We start from the raw sequence: 16,488 nt of genomic DNA, 5'->3' as shown, positions 1-16,488 counted from the left end.
TTGTGGCACTACCACCCTTGGGACAGTAGTAATTGCCGATGCCCTCGACGGTCCAATCCCGTGTCGCGGCGTACGAATTCCCCGCTTGACCAATAGAAAGATCCATTGCTGGACTCCTGGATTGCTGTCCGATTGACGCGTTGATCGGATCTTTACATTCGCCCGCGACGAGGTCCAATCCGAATTCGTGATGATGGCAATCGGGATTGATGATGCTGTAGCTCAGTAATTTTCGCACACGTCAGAACGGGCACGGGGGTGATGTTCTGCGGCGCCGTCAATTTACGGCGCGAACGCGAAAACGCCTCGCTTGTCTAACTTTTCTGCGTCCGTTCCCGGCGTGCCGCAACCTCGAGCCGCACCGTCGGAGTGCGGGTTAGTTCAGAGTTTGCGCGCTAAAGACTCAACAATCAGTCGCGTCGTTAGCTCCGCCCGCCGGCGCGAGTATTGCGTGGCGTCCGAGAGAATCGGATATACCACTCCGCCCACGATGGCGTCCGCCGCCGACGTGGCCGTGTGTGCGTCGATGCCGTCGGCCAGCAGTCGGGTGCGCACACTCTCGTGCAGGGGCACGCTGAACCCGGCGCGCAACTTGACCGCGGTCTCCTCGTGCTCCATGCCGGCCACCGTCAACGTGCGCAGCATGGCGGAACCGCGCTCCGTGGTCAGGGTGGTGGCCAGCTTCCGCACCCAGCCGACCAGGTCGGCTGCCAGATCGTCGGTGTGATCGACCGACGACAGAATCTTGTCGGCATCTTCGAGCAGTACGTCGGCCACCAATGCCGGACGGCTCGGCCACCAGCGGTAGATCGTCTGCTTTCCCACCCCGGCCCGCGCGGCGACCGCCTCGATCGTCAGTCCGTCGAAGCCGCGCTCGAGCAGCAGTTCACGCGTGGCGGTGACGATCGCCGTCCGCGATTTCTCGCTGCGGCGCCTTGGCGAGCCGGATCGCGGATTCGCCTGACTGAGATCGGTTGGCATCTAATGATCCTCGTCGCTCGGGTGCCTCGCCGTTGGAGGGCCGTCGGTCGGTCTCGGCCGGCCTCGGTCCGCGGACGCGGGGCCGCTTTACATCGCGCGACCCACGCCGGTAACCTCTTCACAAGACGAGACGGTTCGTCTTGTACGCGAGAGGATATCAGCCGGTGCGGCCGAAGCCCATGACCGCTGCTGCGCGGTCCCGATCATGACGCTGGGACTGACCCCCGAGCAGCATGATCTCAGCACCGCCGTCGGCCAATTCGCCGGGCGCCACGCTCCGATCGCGGCGACGCGCGACAATTTCGACGCCGTCGCGGCCGGTCGCCTGCCCGGCTGGTGGGACGCGCTGACCGCCAATGGTTTTCACGCCGTGCACCTGCCCGAGCGGATCGGCGGCCAGGGCGGCCGATTGATGGACGCCGCGTGCGTGATCGAATCCGCCGCCAAGGCGCTGCTGCCCGGGCCGCTACTGCCCACCGTGCAGACCGGCGCCGTTGCGCTGCAGGCGGATCCGACGCCGGCCGCCGAGTCACTGCTGAGTGAACTTGCCGCTGGATCTGCGGCAGCGCTGGTCCTACCGAACGACGGCGATTTCCGGGCGCACACCGATGGCCGGCGCTGGCAGATCTCCGGTGCCTCGGCGGTCACCGCCGGCGTGCGGGCGGCAGCGGTGATCCTGGTCGGCGCCCGCGACGAACACGACGAGGTCGTCTGGGTGCTGGTCCGCACCGAAAGGCCGACCGCGATGATCCAATCCGTTGCCGGGACCGACCTGGTGACCGATGTCGGCATACTGCGACTTGACGAGTACGCCGTCGATGAGTCGGACCTCCTCACCGGTATCGACAGCGACCGCGCCGAGTGCGTGGCGGTGAGTCTGGTAGCCAGTGCCGTCGCCGGTATCGCGCAGTGGTGCGTCGAAGCGGTCACCGCACACTTGAGGATTCGTGAACAGTTTGGCAAGGTGATCGGCACCTTCCAGGCCCTACAGCACAGCGCGGCCATGCTCTTGGTCAACAGTGAGTTGGCCACCGCGGCGGCATGGGACGCCGTTCGCGCCGTCGACGAGTCGATCGATCAGCACCGGCTGGCGGCTGCGGGCGCGGCCGTGCTGACGATTTCACCCATGCCGGACCTGGTGCTGGACGCGTTGACGATGTTCGGCGCGATCGGCTTCACCTGGGAGCACGAACTGCATCTGTATTGGCGGCGGGCGATCAGCCTGGCGGCCTCGATCGGTCCGGCCAACCGCTGGGCGCGCCGGTTGGGGGCGTTGACCTGCACCCAGACGCGGGACATGTCGGTCAACCTCGGCGACGCGGAAGCGCAGTTCCGGTCATGGGTCGGCGAAACCCTCGATACGGCACTCGAATTGCGCAATGACAAACCTGGACGGCAAGGTGACTACGAGTACTTCGAGTCGGGTCCGCAGCGCACGCTGATCGCCGAGGCCGGGCTCATTGCGCCGCACTGGCCGGCGCCGTGGGGGGTGGACGCGGGCCCGTTGAAGCAGCTCATCATCGACGAGGAGTTCGCCAAGCGGCCCGCACTGGTCCGGCCCTCACTGGGCATCGCCGAGTGGATACTGCCGTCGATACTGAGCGCCGGGTCAAAGGAGTTGCAGGAACGGCTGATTCAGCCCACCCAGCGTGGTGAGCTGGCCTGGTGTCAATTGTTCAGCGAGCCGGGTGCCGGTTCGGACCTGGCCTCGCTGGCGACCAGGGCGACCCGGGTCGAGGGTGGCTGGAAGATCAACGGCCACAAGATCTGGACGTCTATGGCGCACCGCGCTGACTTCGGGGCGTTACTCGCGCGCACCGATCCGGAGGCGAGCAAGCACCGCGGCATCGGTTACTTCATCCTCGACATGCAAACGCCCGGCATCGAGATCGAACCGATCAAGACCGCGACCGGTGACGCGCACTTCAACGAGGTCTTCCTCAACGACGTCTTCGTTCCCGACTCGATGCTGCTGGGCGGCCCCACTGACGGCTGGGCGCTGGCGATCGCAACGATGGCCGAGGAGCGTTCCGCCATCAGCGGCTACGTCAAATTCGACCGGGCGGTCGCGATCCGGCGGCTGGCGGCCCAACCCGGACCCGACCGTGACGACGCGACGCGGGAGCTCGGAGAGCTCGACGCGTACACCAACGCCATCCGGGCGCTCGGGGTACGCGAGACCATCCGGCTGCTGGACGGACAGGCCTCCGGCCCCGCGTCCAGCATCGCCAAGGTGGCGATGAATGTGCTGCTGCGACGAACGTTTCAAGCCACCCTGCAGTTGACCGGCCGGGTGGCCATGGTGGCCGACGCCGACCCCGCCGTCGTGGAGCCCTATCTGCACTTGCCTGCCGAGCTGATCGGCGGGGGGACTAGAGAGATCCAGCTCAACATTATCGCGCAGATGATCCTCGGCCTGCCCCGCAAGTAACCACGAAAACAAGGACGCACCATGGGATTACGCGGTGAAGCCGCGATCGTCGGATATGTCGAGCTGCCACCGGAACGACTGAGCAAGGCCTCGCCGGCTCCCTTTGCCCTCGAGCAATGGGCCGAGCTGTCCGCCGCCGCACTGGCCGATGCGGGCCTGCCGGGCGAGGTCGTCAACGGCATCGTCGCCTCGCACCTGGCGGAGTCGGAGATCTTCGTTCCGTCCACCATTGCCGAATACCTGGGCATAGGAGCGCGATTCGCCGAGCATGTGGACCTCGGCGGAGCCAGCGCCGCGGCGATGGTGTGGCGGGCAGCCGCGGCCGTCGAACTGGGAATCTGCGACGCCGTGCTGTGCGCACTGCCGGCCCGCTACATCACGCCGTCGTCGAAGCAAAAGCCGCGCCCGATGGTCGACGCGATGTTCTTCGGCTCCTCGAGCAATCAATACGGCTCGCCGCAAGCAGAATTCGAGATCCCCTACGGCAACCTCGGCCAAAACGGGCCGTACGGCCAAGTGGCCCAGCGGTATGCGGCGATCTATGGGTACGACGAGCGGGCGATGGCCAAGATCGTCGTGGATACGCGCACCAACGCCAATCACACCGACGGGGCGATCTGGAAAGACAAGCCGCTCACCGTCGAAGACGTGCTGGCCAGCCCGGTGATCGCCGATCCGCTGCACATGCTGGAGATCGTCATGCCGTGTGTTGGCGGCGCCGCGGTGGTGGTCGCCAGCGCCGAGCTGGCCAAGCGATCGCGCCATCGGCCGGTGTGGATCAAGGGTTTTGGCGAACACGTGCCGTTCAAGACGCCGACCTACGCCGAAGACCTGCTGACCACACCCATTGCGGCCGCCGCCGACACCGCCTTCGCCATGACCGGCCTGACCCGCGATCAGATGGACATGGTCTCGATCTATGACTGCTACACGATCACCGTGCTGCTGTCGCTGGAAGACGCAGGATTCTGCACGAAGGGCAGCGGCATGGAATTCGTCGCCAACCACGACCTGACATTCCGGGGCGACTTTCCCCTCAACACCGCCGGCGGTCAGCTTGGTTTCGGTCAAGCCGGCCTCGCGGGCGGCATGCACCACGTGTGTGACGCCACCCGTCAGATCATGGGCCGCGCCGGCGCGGCGCAGGTCGCCGACTGCAACCGTGCCTTCGTGTCCGGCAACGGCGGCATTCTGTCCGAGCAGACGACCCTCATCCTGCAGGGAGACTGACCGATGAACTTCGAGCGCCCGATGCCTGTCAAAACCCCTACCACCGCGCCGTTTTGGGACGCGCTGGCCCAGCGTCGGATCGTCATCCAGTACTCGCCGTCGTCGAACGCCTACGTGTTCTACCCCCGCGTGCGCGCACCGCGCACCCTGGCCGACGACCTGCAGTGGCGCGAGATATCGGGCCTGGGAACGCTGTACTCGTTCACCGTGGCACGCCGGCCGGTCAGCCCACACTTTGCCGATGCCGTTCCCCAGCTGTTGGCGATCGTCCAATGGGACGAGGGCCCAAAGTTTTCCACGGAGATGGTCAACGTCGACCCGGGCGACCTGCGCGTCGGCATGCGGGTACGCCCGGCGTTCTTCGACTATCCCGAGCACGAGGTGACGATGCTGCGCTACGAGCCCGCCCCGCAGTAGCACGTCGACTGCCGGGGCGCCGCTCGGCCAGAGCAGCTAACGCTTAGCGCACCTCTTCGGTCGGCACGTGGTAGCGCTGCCGGTAGGCACGCACCCGCTCTCGCACTTCTGCCGCGTCCAAGCCGGTGTCCGACCAGGTGTAGCGGCCGCGGCCGCCATCGCCGGGGTGTGCGGCGAGAAAGTCGCGCATCTTCTGCTCGGTCTCCGGACGCAATTGTCGGCCCAGTTTGTGGTAGATCCCGGCGATCGTGGTCCACGGGTTTTGCATGAAATCGGCGAACTGAACGTCGACCATCCGGTCGGCGGCCGCGATCGCGCTGTCGCGCCAAGCCATTCCGCGTTCGAGCCCCACCACGATCTCCTCGTAGGACTGTGCCGCGCATTCGGCGATGTTCGACTCGTCGCTGCCCATTCGCCGCAAGTGATGCGTCAGGGCGGCGATCGACGAGATGACGTTGAGCGGATCGCGATGCGTCTGCACGATCAATGCGTCAGGGTATTCGGCGATCAGTTTGTCGAGCTGCCACAGATGTGCCGGTGATTTCAGCAGCCACTGTCCGGCAACGCCGGACTGTAAGTGTTGCAAGAAGATTCGGTGGAAACGGTAGGCGCCAGTGTGGTCCGCGTCGTACAGCAGCCAGCGGGAGTAGCTCGGCAGGCGGTACTGCACCGAGAAGATCATGCTGGTGAAGTCGCTGGCCGTGATGCGCACGCACTCCTGGCCGACGAGAGCGCCCATGGGATGAAACTTCAAGAACCCGGGGACGATCTGCTCGGACATCTCGATGCTGGCCTGGGCCTGCGCGATGCGTGGATCGATGTGATAGGTCTCGGGCTGCGGTACCGGACAGGGCGCGTCGACCTCCCAGGTCAGCGGGGCGCGCAGGTCGGGGTCCTGGGCCAGCAAGTCGTAGAGGATCGTCGTGCCGGTGCGGGGCTGTCCGACGATGAAGATCGGCGATGTGATGGGCTTAGCGGCGATCTCGGGATGATCCTTGCGCCATGCGATCACCCCGAGCCGGTTGGTCAGAGCGCGCAGCAGGTCCAGGTGCGCGATCTCCACACCGATCGGCGACAGCCGCGCCTCGTTGACCAAACCGTCGGCGACCCGCTCCAGTCCGGGCCGCCAGCCCTCATCGCCGAAGTCGTCGCTACCCGCCCGCTCGCAGGCGAGCGCGATGAGGGCGTCCGGGTCGAACCGTTGCTCGAGCGTCATGCGCCTGCGTTGCCTTCGCGGGTTGAGTGCACCGAAACGCTGACATCGGGCGGGCTGGGATTGTCCAGCCAGCGCAGCACCACGAAGCCGCGGTGCCGACCGCCGGTGTCCAGCCAGTGCCCAAACCCGAAGTCCTGTGCCGAGATCGCGATCTGCACCCGACCATCGGCGTCGGGCGCTATGGCGCGATTGGTCACCGAGCTGTGTCGCCGGCGCGGCTCCAGGCATTCGTGCCAGATGCTTTCCAGCGTGACGTTCCAGTACCGGGTGTCCGGCGGCGCGATGTCGAGCACCAGCGCTTGATCGGGCTCGAGTGAAAAAGTACCCAACATGTACAGATTGTCCGGGGTGGTGTCGGCCGCACCGAGATCGGCCGCCTCGGCGGTGAATAACGTGTTGGGTTTCTGCAGCAACTCGGGCTTGATGGTGCGGTGCAGCGTGGTGAGTTTCATCAGCGACCACGCCATTGCGGTGAACTGCTCGGCGAGTTCGCCGTCGTAGAGCACGCCGACCGGGTCGGGATCGAGTGCCTCGATCTGCAGGGTGGCCGGACGTTCGGCGTCGCGATCGCCGATGTACTCGCGGACCACGATCGAAGAGGCGTCGTGGGGGATCTGGACCCATTGCGCGCCTTGAAGATCTGGGCGCTCGACGGGCTGGTCGGCCGACAGCACCAGCGCGAATCGGCCGGAGTCCAGCTCGAGGTCGGCGTCGCGGACATAGTTCGACATCCGCCGCGGCGTCAGACCGGTGCCGGCCAGGATCTGAACTCCGAGATAGGCGGTCGTGCCGCGGGTGCCGGTGATCCGGTAGCGGCGGTCTCCGCGGATCATCGCCAGCAAGTAGTTGCCGTCGGGGTTGGGCCCCCCGATCATCCTGGTGTCCGAGCACATGTCGAAGAATGCGGGGCGGGCGGTGTCGGCCTCGACGGCCATCTGCGCGCACAGCGACGAGACCCGGGCGATCACCCGCAGGCCTTCAAGCAGCTCGCGCTCGGATTCGGCGTCTTCGGTCACGATCGTGGTGACGTCGCTGATCATCTGCTGGAAGAACTGCCACGCGGCGCGCGACTGCGGCGCGAGTTCACCCGCCGGCGCCGTCGCCAGATTGTGAGACATAGTCTCATGTTAGGGCGGCGGCGGCCGGTACACACCGTTTTGATCGGATCGGGTCGACGGAACCCGCGATCACTCGAAGTGTGACTTGGCGATCTGTCCATGCACGCCGACGGTGCGGTCGACGACCTGGGAAATGGTGAAGTCCGCGGCGGCGGACAGGTACGCGTATGCCGTCGCGCGATCCATGCCCTTGTCGGTCTCCAGGAAGTCCAGCGCATTGACGACCGCGCGGCGCATCGCCACGTCGAGGTCGGCGGGCTGTCCGTCGCGCCCGGCGTCGGGGCTGGAAAGCCCGATCGGCACCCAGAGATCGGCGGTCTCGCCGAAGGGGTAGCGGTAGGCCACCGACGGAGCGTCGCCGGATCCCGGTTTGCACACGGTGAGCCGGAACGTGCCGCGCAGCGATCCCTCCATCGCGGTCAAGGCGACCTCACCGTCGCCCATCGCGTGGTGCGGGTCGCCAACATAGAACAGCGCGCCCTCGGCGAACACGGGGAGGTAGAAGGTCGAGCCGATGTTCAGCAGTCGAATGTCGATATTGCCGCCACCCAGCGTGGGTGGCACCGAATTGGCGCTTGCCGCAGTGAGATCGGGATCTTGCGAGAACGCGACACCCATCATGCCCATGAATGGGTTGAGCGGAAATCGGACGGCCGCGCTCCGGTAGCGCATGACGCCCCGGCCGTCCTCGATAGCGGTGAAGGTGCAGACGTGGCCGTATTTCGTGGGGTCCGGGTTGGGTCGACGGTCCTGACTTACCGGGGGCATGACCTCGTCGAGGGTGATTCCGGCGGGGGCCTTCCCCTCGGCGGTCTTGGCCAACGCGCCCTTGCCGTGCCGGCTGGAGACGACGCCGTAGGGCACCCGCGGTGTCGCCTCCAGTGTCTCGATCTTGAGCACATCTCCGGGCTGCGCGCCTTCGACGAATACCGGACCGGTCACCACGTGCGGTCCGTCCTTATCGAAATCCCTTGGGGTGCGCCGATATTCTGCCGCGATGGCGATGGCGTCGACCAGCACATCGGCCTGCGAAACACCCTTTGATCCGAAGTACGCGACGGGGTCGCGCCCTTGGTCCTCGAGGATGCCTTCATGGGAGACAGCGTCGATGGTGATGGTTTCACCCGACTTCATCTGCAGCACCGGCGTGGCATGGACGTTGGGGACATAGCCCCACAGCACCCGGTCCGGGGTGGACTGCAGGTAGTGCTTGCCCGCGACGGGCCCCTCGCCCGGCTGCAGTACCCGGACCGCACCCGCAGCGGCCGGCGCTGGACCGGCCGCACCGACCACGCCGACACCGCCTCGCAGCGCCGCAACCGCCTTGTCGAAATCGGGCCGGCCGACCCCTTCGACGATGGTGTCATGTGCGCTCTGCGTGAAACTCTGGTCCATTGACGATCTCCGGCTTGTCCAATCGCTCGACGTCCAATCACTCGACGTGCTCCACGGAGCCTTGCAGTCGTGAATCGCCAGGGCCAATAGGAATTCGTGATGGCGGCCATTCGATTTCATGATGGTGGCGCACGTTACCTGTTGAGTTCGGCGGCCAGCGGGCCGATTTCGTGGACTCGGGCGCCGGTCCGGCCGGCACGGATATGGTGGGCAGATGTCTGTGTCATCCACGTCGATATCCGTCGCGGGGCAAAAACGGACCGCGACGCGTCAACGCATCGCCCAGGCCGCCGCCCAACTGGTGATCAGTCGCGGCTTGGCCGGTGCGACCGTGGATGACATAGCCGAAACGGCCGCGATCAGTCGGGCGACGTTCTTTCGCTACTTCAACTCCAAGGAAGACGCCGTCGCTGAGGGCATGAACAAGCACTGGCTGGACCGGATCACCGCCGCGCTGGCCGCCCAACCGCCGGGACGCAGCGCCGTGGATGCCGTCGCCGGCGCTTTCGCTGATCTCGGGCGGGGATTCGGCGAGATCGAGGAACAGGTGCGCGAATTGGCCACCCTGACTCGCTCCTCGGAGACCCTGGACGCCTGGACGTTACGGATCTACGTGCGCTACGAGGCGGCGATCGCTGAGCTCATCGCTCCGCGGATTGGCGGTGCCGCACAACATGATCCGAGACCGCGATTAATCGGGGCGCTGGCGATGGCGGCGGTCCGCCTCGCGCTGGACGACTGGCTGCGCGACGGGGGATCGCTGCCCGATCGGGTACGCCGCGGATTGGCGGCAATCACCATCGCCTAGGTCTTGCTCAGGTCTCGCTTATGTCGAGGCCCGCACGATGAGGCGACCGATACCGGACGGTTCGCCGAATGGCGCGCTGCGATACCCGATTCGTTCGAAGAGCGCCGCGAGGGCGATATCGGCGACGGCGCGCGGATCGAATTGCACGGTGGTCAACGGGGGACTGCTCACCAACCCCATCGGGCTGGCGTCGACGCCGATGACCGCAAGGTCGCGCGGGCAGCGTAGGCCCGCTTCGTGAATCCCATGCAGCACCAGGCAGGCGATGTCGTCGCTTTGGGCGCACACGGCCGTCACGCCGGCGCTCACCCACTTCCGCACCGTTTCTGCGGCGTTGTCCACCGTCACCTCGCCCACGGCCAACGGTGGTAGGTCGCGCGCCTTCGCCGCGCGGAGCAGGCCGTGGTACCAATAGTCGCCCAGCCGCCGCCATCGCTGGATTCCGGTGTAGGCGAACGCGATCCGTCGGTGGCCTCGGGAGACGAGGTGTGCGATCCGCAGCTCTCCGATGGACAGGCGCGGATCGCCGAGGGCGGGCAGGGTGCCGATCTCGATGGTCGGGATGCCGGCTGACTGCACCACGTCCGAAGCCGCGCTACTGAGCGGGAACAGGCTCATCACCGCAACCGGATCGAGGTTCTTGATCGCGTCGACGACATGCTGATCGTCGTCGGTCTCGAAAATCTGCACCTGTAACAACCCGCGCTGGGCCAGTTCGGTGGTCATCCGGCTGCCGGCCAGCATCGGCATCTCGCCCACCGCGACTTGCGGCACCACGTACAGGACCACACCGCTGCGTCCGCGCGCGAGGTTGCGCGCGGCGAGATTGGGTCGGTAGCCAAGCAGGTCCGCGGCACGGCGAACCGCCTCCCGGGTGCCAGCCGAGATGCGACGGCCCTCGGCGTTGTTCAACACATAGCTGACCGTCGCCGTCGACACGCTGGCCAACCGCGCAACATCGGCGTTGGTGGGCCGCGCCGGTTTATCCGCGGTCGTCGCGTCACCTTCTGGGCCGGCCATGCCTCATGGTGGCACGCGACGACGATCGAAAAGGAAGTTCGGGCAAATATTCGACCGGTATGCACTGGCGATTTATTCGGACTAATAGTCCACATAGTCTTGGGCTTCTTGACGACCGACTCCACCGAGCTCCGCCGATCATGGCGATATTCGGCCCGAGAATGGCATTGACGCGCAACCAAAGATCATTGTCTACTAGTCGCTATAGCGAGGAAAGTGCGGCATGGACAAAGACGATCTGATCCTGATCAGTGTGGACGACCACATCGCCGAGCCGGCGGACATGTTCGACGCGCACGTGCCCGTGAAGTACAAGCACCTTGCGCCCCGCGTGGTGCTCGAACCGGACGGCATTCAGCAGTGGTACTACGGACAGGTCCGCGGCCGAAACATGGGCCTCAACGCGGTCGCGGGCAAACCGCGCGAGATGTACAACATCGACGCGTCGCGCTACGACGAGATGCGACCGGGCTGCTTCAACGTCGATGAGCGCGTCCGTGACATGAACGCCGGCGGACAGTTGGCGGGCCTGAATTTCCCGAACTTCACCGGGTTCTCCGGTCAGGTCCTCAATCAGGGTCCCGACCGCGACGTCAACCTGGTGATGATCAAGGCCTACAACGATTGGCACGTCGACGAATGGTGTGGCGCTTATCCGGGCAGATTCATTCCGTGTGGCATCCTGCCGTTGTTCGACGTCGCCGAGGCGGCCAGGGAAGTCAAGCGTCTGGCCGACAAGGGTTGTCACGCCGTGACGTTTTCGGAGAATCCGGAAGCGTTGGAAATGCCCAGCATTCACACCAAGTATTGGTATCCGCTGTTCGAGGCGGTCTGTGAGCACAAGACGGTGCTGTGTACGCACGTCGGCTCGGCGTCGCGGTCCCCACAGGTCTCCACGGACGCGCCGGCCAGCGTGCAGATGACGGCATCATCGATGATGAGCATGTTCACCTTCACCGAGTTGATCTGGGCCGAGTTCTGGGCCGACTTCCCGGACCTGAAGTTCTCCCTGACCGAGGGTGACGTCGGGTGGATCCCTTACTTCCTGTGGCGAGCCGAGCACGTCTACCACCGGCATTCGGGGTGGACACTGGCGACCTTTCCGCCGGGCTACGACGGCCCCGCCGACGTGTTCAAGCGGCACTTCTTCACCTGCTTTATCAGCGACAAAGTCGGTGTGCGCAACATGGAGTGGTTCAACGAGGACATGCTGTGCTGGGAGTCCGACTTTCCGCATTCCGACAGCAACTGGCCGTTCGCGCCCGAGGACATCATCGCCAATATGGGCCACCTCGACGACGCGACGATCAACAAGATCACGCACGAAAATGCCATGGCGGCCTACTCATTCGATCCGTTCCGGCATATACCCAAAGAACACGCCCGGGTCGGCCAGCTGCGTGCGCAGGCCGCCGACGTCGACGTGGTCACCCACGTCGGGCGGCAAGCCAGCGAGCGCGACCGCGACGCGTGGACCCGCATGACGCAGTTCGCCCTGCAGGCGCAGGCCGCGGCACGGGCGCCGGTGACCGCCGAGGTGACCGGTATCGCCGGCCGTGCGACGACGCTGGGCAATTGAGCGTGGCGGCCCACGCACCGTTCGAGACCTGGCGGGTGGTGGAGCTATCCAACGGGATCGCCGCGTCCTACGCCGGGAAGATGTTCGCTGACGGCGGCGCCGAGGTGGTGAAAATCGAATCGGCACAGGGTGATTCACTGCGACAGTGGTCGGCCGGGGGGCGGCCCGGGGCGCTGTTCGGATACCTGGCGGCGGGCAAGAGTTCGGTCAACGATCCTGAGGCAGCGACCGCACTGCTGGCCGGGGCCGATATCGTGCTCACCGACCTGACCGACGGTTGGACACTCGGCAAGATCACGGCATACACCGGCCCGTCAGCGGTGGTCGTCAGCGTGACACCGTTCGGGACCACGGGTCCGTATGTCGACGACCACGTCATGGCTAATGAGTTCATCCTGCAAGCGATGTGCGGATCGACAGGCGGCCGCGGCTGGCCGGGCGACGAGCCGGTGCAGGCGGGCGGGCGGCTTGGGGAGTGGCTGGCGGGCTCGTTCGCCGCCGCCGTCGCCGCGGCCGCGGCTCGGCACACCGCGCGCGGCGGCCGCGGTGAGATCATCGACGTCTCCACTTATGAGGCGATGGCGATCGCGATGGGGGGACTTTCTGCCATGTCGGCCAGCGTCCTGGGCGCGGGTTCGCTGCTGCAGCGACGTAGTTTGGAGCTGCCGTCGATCGTCCCGACGGCGGACGGTCTGGTGGGATTCTGCACGATCACCGCCCAACAGTTCCAGGACTTCCTGGTCATGATTGACCGCGCCGACCTGGTCGACGACGCCGAACTCGCCTCGTTCACCGGCCGCGTCGAGCGCCGCGACGAGTTCCTCGGCATGGTCAGGCAGTGGACCGAAGCCAGGACCACACAGGAGATTGTCGATCTCGCGGTGGCCTTTCGAATCCCGGTGGCGCCCATCGGTATGCCCGCCACCCTGCCCACCGTCGACCACTTCGTCGAACGCGGCGTGTTCGTCGAGTCCGAGCTCGGCGTCCTACAGCCGCGAGTGCCGTATCGCGGCGACGCCATCGCCACCCGGCCGCCCGGCCGGCCACCGCTGCTGGGTGCCGACAACGGTCGCGTGCGGTGGCCGGCACGGCAGGGTCGGCCGAAACTTGCCAATCCCGAGGCGCTTCCGCTGTCCGACATCAGGATCACCGATTTCACCGCGTTTTGGGCGGGCCCGGTGGCCACCCAATTTCTCGGTGCACTCGGCGCCGACGTGATCAAGCTGGAGGGCGTTCGCCGCCCCGACGGCATGCGATTCTCCGCGGGCCGTCCCCCGGACTGGGACCAGTGGTGGGAGTGGGGCCCGGTCTTCCTGTGCAGCAACAACAACAAGCGCGGTATCAGCGTCGAGCTCAGCACCGACGCCGGGCGTGCGCTGGCACTGGATCTCATCGGGCGAAGCGATCTGGTCATCGAGAACTTCTCCCCCAGGGTGATGGCAAACTTCGGATTGCAGTGGGACGCCGTGCATGCCGTGAATCCACGCGCGGTCATGGTCCGCATGCCGGCCTTCGGCCTGGACGGTCCATGGCGCGACCGAGTCGGTTTCGCACAGACGATGGAACAGGCGACCGGCATGGCGTGGATGACCGGACATGCCGATGGCCCACCGGTGATTCCGCGCGGAGTGTGTGATCCCATCGCCGGGTTGCACTCGGCTTTCGCGGCGATCGCGGCGCTGGTGATCCGCGACCGCGAGGGCATCGGGCTGCAGGTCGAGTCCACGATGGTGGAGTCGGCGCTGAACGTTGCGGCCGAAATGCTGCTCGAGTACTCCCGTAACGGGATCCAGATGTGCCGACAGGGCAACCGAGGCCCGGGAGCGGTGCCGCAGGGGCTGTATCGCTGCCAGGGTGACGACGAATGGGTCGCTCTGGCCGCGTTGAGCGACGCCGCGCGCACCGGGCTCGCCGCGCTCATCGACCAGCCCGATCTCGGAGCCGACGCGGCCGACTGGGCCGAGCGGGCCGACGAAATCGACAAGCTGATCGCGGCCTGGACCGCCCGCCGCCCGGCGAGCGAGGCGGTTGGCACCCTGCGCGCCGCACAGTTGGCCGCCGCGGGGGTGACCGACGCAGCGTCGCTACTCAGCGACCCGCACCTGTTGGCCCGCGGATTCTGGGAAACCGTGGACCACCCGGTCGTCGGTGAGTTTCTATGCACCGGTATGCCTTTCACCTTCGTCGGGAAGCCACGACGTTGGGTCCGCCGGGTCGCACCGTTGTACGGGCAGCACACCAGCGAGGTGTTGGGCCAGGTGTTGGGGCGCCGTCCGGACGAGCTGACCGAATTGCGGGCGGCGCGCGCAACCAGTGTCCGGCCTGCGGGCTTGTGACATGGCGGTCACGCTGTGCGTACCGCCGCGCGCCGGCGAACTGTGCGCGCCGGTGCGGTTTTTGGTGCGTCGCGAGTCAGTCGTGATGGAACTGACCGCACGGCACCGCATCACCAGCGTCGAGTGGGACGAGGGTGAGCGCGCGGTGGCGATGGTCGTCGAGCTCACCGACCCGCAAACGTCCCGGCCGGTGGACGTGCGCATCGACGTGGTACGGGTGTCGGGGCCCGGCGCACCGGGCACCGACAGCCGGGCCAGGCTCATCGGCACGGTCGTACGCGACGGCTGTCGCTACGACGTCCGGGGAACCTATCTGGGCGTGGTGGCCGATGAAAACTGAACGGCTGCAACGAATGGAGCAGGAGTGAGTACGACCGCGCGCACCGCGGCGATCGTCGGCGTGCACAACACCCGCCAGGGCCGGCGCCTGGACGGCGAGACGTCGCGGAGCCTGGCCGTCAAGGCGATCCGGGGAGCGCTCGACGATGCCGGACTCACCCTCGACGACGTCGACGGCATCAGCGCGAGCCCACACTCGACCGCGTTGATCTATGACCTGCGCCTCGGCCCGGCGTGGCAGGGTCTGGCCTTCGGCGTCGGGATGATCACCGAGGCGGTCACGGCGATCGAACACGGCATGGCCGACGTCGTGGTGCTCGTGGCCGCCCAAGCCGGCGAGTACCGCGACCACGAGGCCACGGCGCCGTGGACCCGGCCGGAAAACGAATTCGTCGCGCCCTGGGGGATGTTCACCACCGCCGAATTCGCGCTGATCGCGCGACGGCACATGCACATCTACGGCACCACTCGCGAACAGCTGTCCATAGTGGCCGCGACCATCCGCAACAACGGGTCGCAGAACCCGGAAGCGGTGTACTACCAACGTGGTCCGTTCACCCCCAACGACATCACCGCCTCGCGCTCGATCGCCGATCCGTTCCACCTGCTCGACTGCGCCACCACGTCCGAAGGCGGCTGCGCCCTGGTGGTGGCGAATATCGAGAAGGTCTTGGACAAGGGGGAGGGGGCTCGGCAACCGATCTACGTGCTGGGCAGCGGCGCCGACTTCCACGGCCCGTCGTATCAGCACCCACCGGCCTGGGACCTCACCGGCCGCCGCGGCGATCACGTGAACGGCGTCGTCGGCAGACGGGCGGCAGACTGCGCATTCCGCCACGCCGGAATTCGGCCCGATGATGTCGACGTGCTGGAACTCTACGACCCCTTCTCGTTCGAGATCATCCGCCAGCTCGAAGCTTTCGGCTTCTGCGGAGACGGCGAAGGCGGTCCGTTCGTCGCCGACGGCCACATCGCGATCGGTGGCAGCCACCCGATCACCACCGATGGAGGAACCATGTCGTTCAGTCATGCCGGGGCCAATCCGCAGATGATGCAGCGGGCCGTGCGGGCCGTCCAGCAATTGCGCGGCGAGGCGGGCCCGCTTCAAGTCCCGGATGCACACATCGCGTTGTGCAGCAACGGGGGAGCCGGTGCGCTGTTCACCACCGTGCTGCTACTCGGAGACGAGCCGCGGTGACGTTCTTGCAACCACAGACCGGTCCGCTGCCGCACGCGAGCAGCCCACTGAGTGTGCCGTTCTGGCATGGGTGCCGGGCGCACGAACTGCGCTACCAGCAGTGCGACGCGTGCGGCCAAGCCAACTTCCCGCCGACCGAGCACTGCCGCGGTTGTCTGTCCACCGAACTGCACTGGACGCGCAGTGCCGGGACCGGCGAAATTTACAGCTGGACGGTGGTTTACCGTCCCGTCACCCCCGAATTCGAACCGCCCTACGCGCCGGCGATCGTCACGCTGGACGAGGGCTACCAGATGCTCACCAACATCGTCGGGGTGGCGCCCGACGATGTGGTGATCGGTATGCGCGTGCGCGTGCTGTTCCACGTCGTCGGCCCGGACCTGACACTGCCCTGCTTCACCAGCGACAGGTAGCCGATTC

General features: G+C 66.4%; 14 protein-coding genes. 9 read left to right on the top strand and 5 right to left on the bottom strand.

Annotated elements, in window-relative coordinates:
- Nucleotides 1-381 precede the first annotated feature (381 nt).
- A complete protein-coding gene (locus tag G6N33_RS11450; RefSeq protein ID WP_044509227.1) occupies nt 382-981 on the bottom strand; it encodes a TetR/AcrR family transcriptional regulator in 600 nt (199 codons plus the stop codon).
- Between the two features lie 205 nt (nt 982-1,186).
- On the opposite strand from G6N33_RS11450, the gene G6N33_RS11445 reads away from it, so the two are divergent.
- The 3 genes from G6N33_RS11445 to G6N33_RS11435 are packed head-to-tail and all read left to right on the top strand — an operon-like array spanning nt 1,187 to nt 5,059.
- Nucleotides 1,187-3,412: an acyl-CoA dehydrogenase gene (locus G6N33_RS11445; RefSeq protein ID WP_044509228.1), complete on the top strand. Its 2,226-nt coding sequence runs from the start codon at nt 1,187-1,189 to the stop codon at nt 3,410-3,412.
- A 21-nt stretch (nt 3,413-3,433) separates the two neighbouring features.
- Nucleotides 3,434-4,642 carry a thiolase family protein gene (locus G6N33_RS11440; protein WP_044509229.1) on the top strand — a complete coding sequence of 403 codons (1,209 nt, stop codon included), beginning with the start codon at nt 3,434-3,436 and terminating at the stop codon, nt 4,640-4,642.
- Between the two features lie 3 nt (nt 4,643-4,645).
- A complete protein-coding gene (locus tag G6N33_RS11435) occupies nt 4,646-5,059 on the top strand; it encodes a Zn-ribbon domain-containing OB-fold protein (RefSeq protein WP_044509230.1) in 414 nt (137 codons plus the stop codon).
- A gap of 43 nt (nt 5,060-5,102) precedes the next feature.
- Here the strand turns inward: G6N33_RS11435 and G6N33_RS11430 are convergent, their stop codons facing one another.
- From G6N33_RS11430 to G6N33_RS11420, 3 genes are all read right to left on the bottom strand, one after another.
- Nucleotides 5,103-6,275, bottom strand: a complete 1,173-nt coding sequence (locus G6N33_RS11430; protein ID WP_044509231.1) for a sulfotransferase family protein — start codon at nt 6,273-6,275, stop codon at nt 5,103-5,105.
- A complete protein-coding gene (locus G6N33_RS11425; protein ID WP_101528382.1) occupies nt 6,272-7,393 on the bottom strand; it encodes a DUF1214 domain-containing protein in 1,122 nt (373 codons plus the stop codon). The genes G6N33_RS11430 and G6N33_RS11425 overlap by 4 nt, the downstream gene beginning before the upstream one ends.
- A gap of 69 nt (nt 7,394-7,462) precedes the next feature.
- Nucleotides 7,463-8,788 (bottom strand): acetamidase/formamidase family protein, encoded by a 1,326-nt coding sequence (locus G6N33_RS11420; protein WP_044509233.1) that lies wholly within the window; start codon nt 8,786-8,788, stop codon nt 7,463-7,465.
- 214 nt (nt 8,789-9,002) lie between these two features.
- On the opposite strand from G6N33_RS11420, the gene G6N33_RS11415 reads away from it, so the two are divergent.
- Nucleotides 9,003-9,596, top strand: a complete 594-nt coding sequence (locus tag G6N33_RS11415) for a TetR family transcriptional regulator (protein WP_044509234.1) — start codon at nt 9,003-9,005, stop codon at nt 9,594-9,596.
- Nucleotides 9,597-9,614: 18 nt separating this feature from the next.
- On the opposite strand, the gene G6N33_RS11410 is transcribed toward G6N33_RS11415, so the two are convergent.
- Nucleotides 9,615-10,616, bottom strand: coding sequence for a LacI family DNA-binding transcriptional regulator (locus tag G6N33_RS11410; protein WP_044509235.1), 1,002 nt, complete (start codon nt 10,614-10,616; stop codon nt 9,615-9,617).
- A gap of 223 nt (nt 10,617-10,839) precedes the next feature.
- Here G6N33_RS11410 and G6N33_RS11405 point away from each other — a divergent pair, with 223 nt between their 5' ends.
- From G6N33_RS11405 to G6N33_RS11385, 5 genes are read left to right on the top strand one after another with little or no spacing between them, the layout of a single operon-like run.
- The gene (locus tag G6N33_RS11405) at nt 10,840-12,195 is read left to right on the top strand and encodes an amidohydrolase family protein (RefSeq protein ID WP_044509236.1); all 1,356 of its coding nucleotides are present in this window, start codon (nt 10,840-10,842) and stop codon (nt 12,193-12,195) included.
- 2 nt (nt 12,196-12,197) lie between these two features.
- Nucleotides 12,198-14,531: a CaiB/BaiF CoA-transferase family protein gene (locus G6N33_RS11400; protein WP_044509237.1), complete on the top strand. Its 2,334-nt coding sequence runs from the start codon at nt 12,198-12,200 to the stop codon at nt 14,529-14,531.
- Nucleotide 14,532: 1 nt separating this feature from the next.
- Nucleotides 14,533-14,871, top strand: coding sequence for a hypothetical protein (locus tag G6N33_RS11395; protein WP_044509238.1), 339 nt, complete (start codon nt 14,533-14,535; stop codon nt 14,869-14,871).
- Nucleotides 14,872-14,895: 24 nt separating this feature from the next.
- Nucleotides 14,896-16,068: a thiolase family protein gene (locus G6N33_RS11390; protein ID WP_044509239.1), complete on the top strand. Its 1,173-nt coding sequence runs from the start codon at nt 14,896-14,898 to the stop codon at nt 16,066-16,068.
- Nucleotides 16,065-16,481, top strand: a complete 417-nt coding sequence (locus tag G6N33_RS11385) for a Zn-ribbon domain-containing OB-fold protein (RefSeq protein ID WP_044509241.1) — start codon at nt 16,065-16,067, stop codon at nt 16,479-16,481. Before G6N33_RS11390 ends, G6N33_RS11385 begins: the two co-directional genes overlap by 4 nt.
- Nucleotides 16,482-16,488 lie beyond the last annotated feature (7 nt).

It is taken from the genome of Mycobacterium simiae (genome assembly GCF_010727605.1).
Taxonomy (GTDB): domain Bacteria; phylum Actinomycetota; class Actinomycetes; order Mycobacteriales; family Mycobacteriaceae; genus Mycobacterium; species Mycobacterium simiae.
The sequence above is the reverse complement of the archived record's forward strand: the minus strand, read 5'-3'. Positions and strand labels throughout refer to the sequence as shown.

Bases quoted from the DNA above. Each gene is read 5' to 3' on its own strand.
- G6N33_RS11415 (WP_044509234.1), top strand. From the start codon at position 9,003: ATGTCTGTGTCATCCACGTCGATATCCGTCGCGGGGCAAAAACGGACC.
- G6N33_RS11420 (WP_044509233.1), bottom strand. From the start codon at position 8,788: ATGGACCAGAGTTTCACGCAGAGCGCACATGACACCATCGTCGAAGGG.
- G6N33_RS11440 (WP_044509229.1), top strand. From the start codon at position 3,434: ATGGGATTACGCGGTGAAGCCGCGATCGTCGGATATGTCGAGCTGCCA.
- G6N33_RS11435 (WP_044509230.1), top strand. From the start codon at position 4,646: ATGAACTTCGAGCGCCCGATGCCTGTCAAAACCCCTACCACCGCGCCG.
- G6N33_RS11425 (WP_101528382.1), bottom strand. From the start codon at position 7,393: ATGTCTCACAATCTGGCGACGGCGCCGGCGGGTGAACTCGCGCCGCAG.
- G6N33_RS11405 (WP_044509236.1), top strand. From the start codon at position 10,840: ATGGACAAAGACGATCTGATCCTGATCAGTGTGGACGACCACATCGCC.
- G6N33_RS11450 (WP_044509227.1), bottom strand. From the start codon at position 981: ATGCCAACCGATCTCAGTCAGGCGAATCCGCGATCCGGCTCGCCAAGG.
- G6N33_RS11445 (WP_044509228.1), top strand. From the start codon at position 1,187: ATGACGCTGGGACTGACCCCCGAGCAGCATGATCTCAGCACCGCCGTC.
- G6N33_RS11430 (WP_044509231.1), bottom strand. From the start codon at position 6,275: ATGACGCTCGAGCAACGGTTCGACCCGGACGCCCTCATCGCGCTCGCC.
- G6N33_RS11410 (WP_044509235.1), bottom strand. From the start codon at position 10,616: ATGGCCGGCCCAGAAGGTGACGCGACGACCGCGGATAAACCGGCGCGG.
- G6N33_RS11395 (WP_044509238.1), top strand. From the start codon at position 14,533: ATGGCGGTCACGCTGTGCGTACCGCCGCGCGCCGGCGAACTGTGCGCG.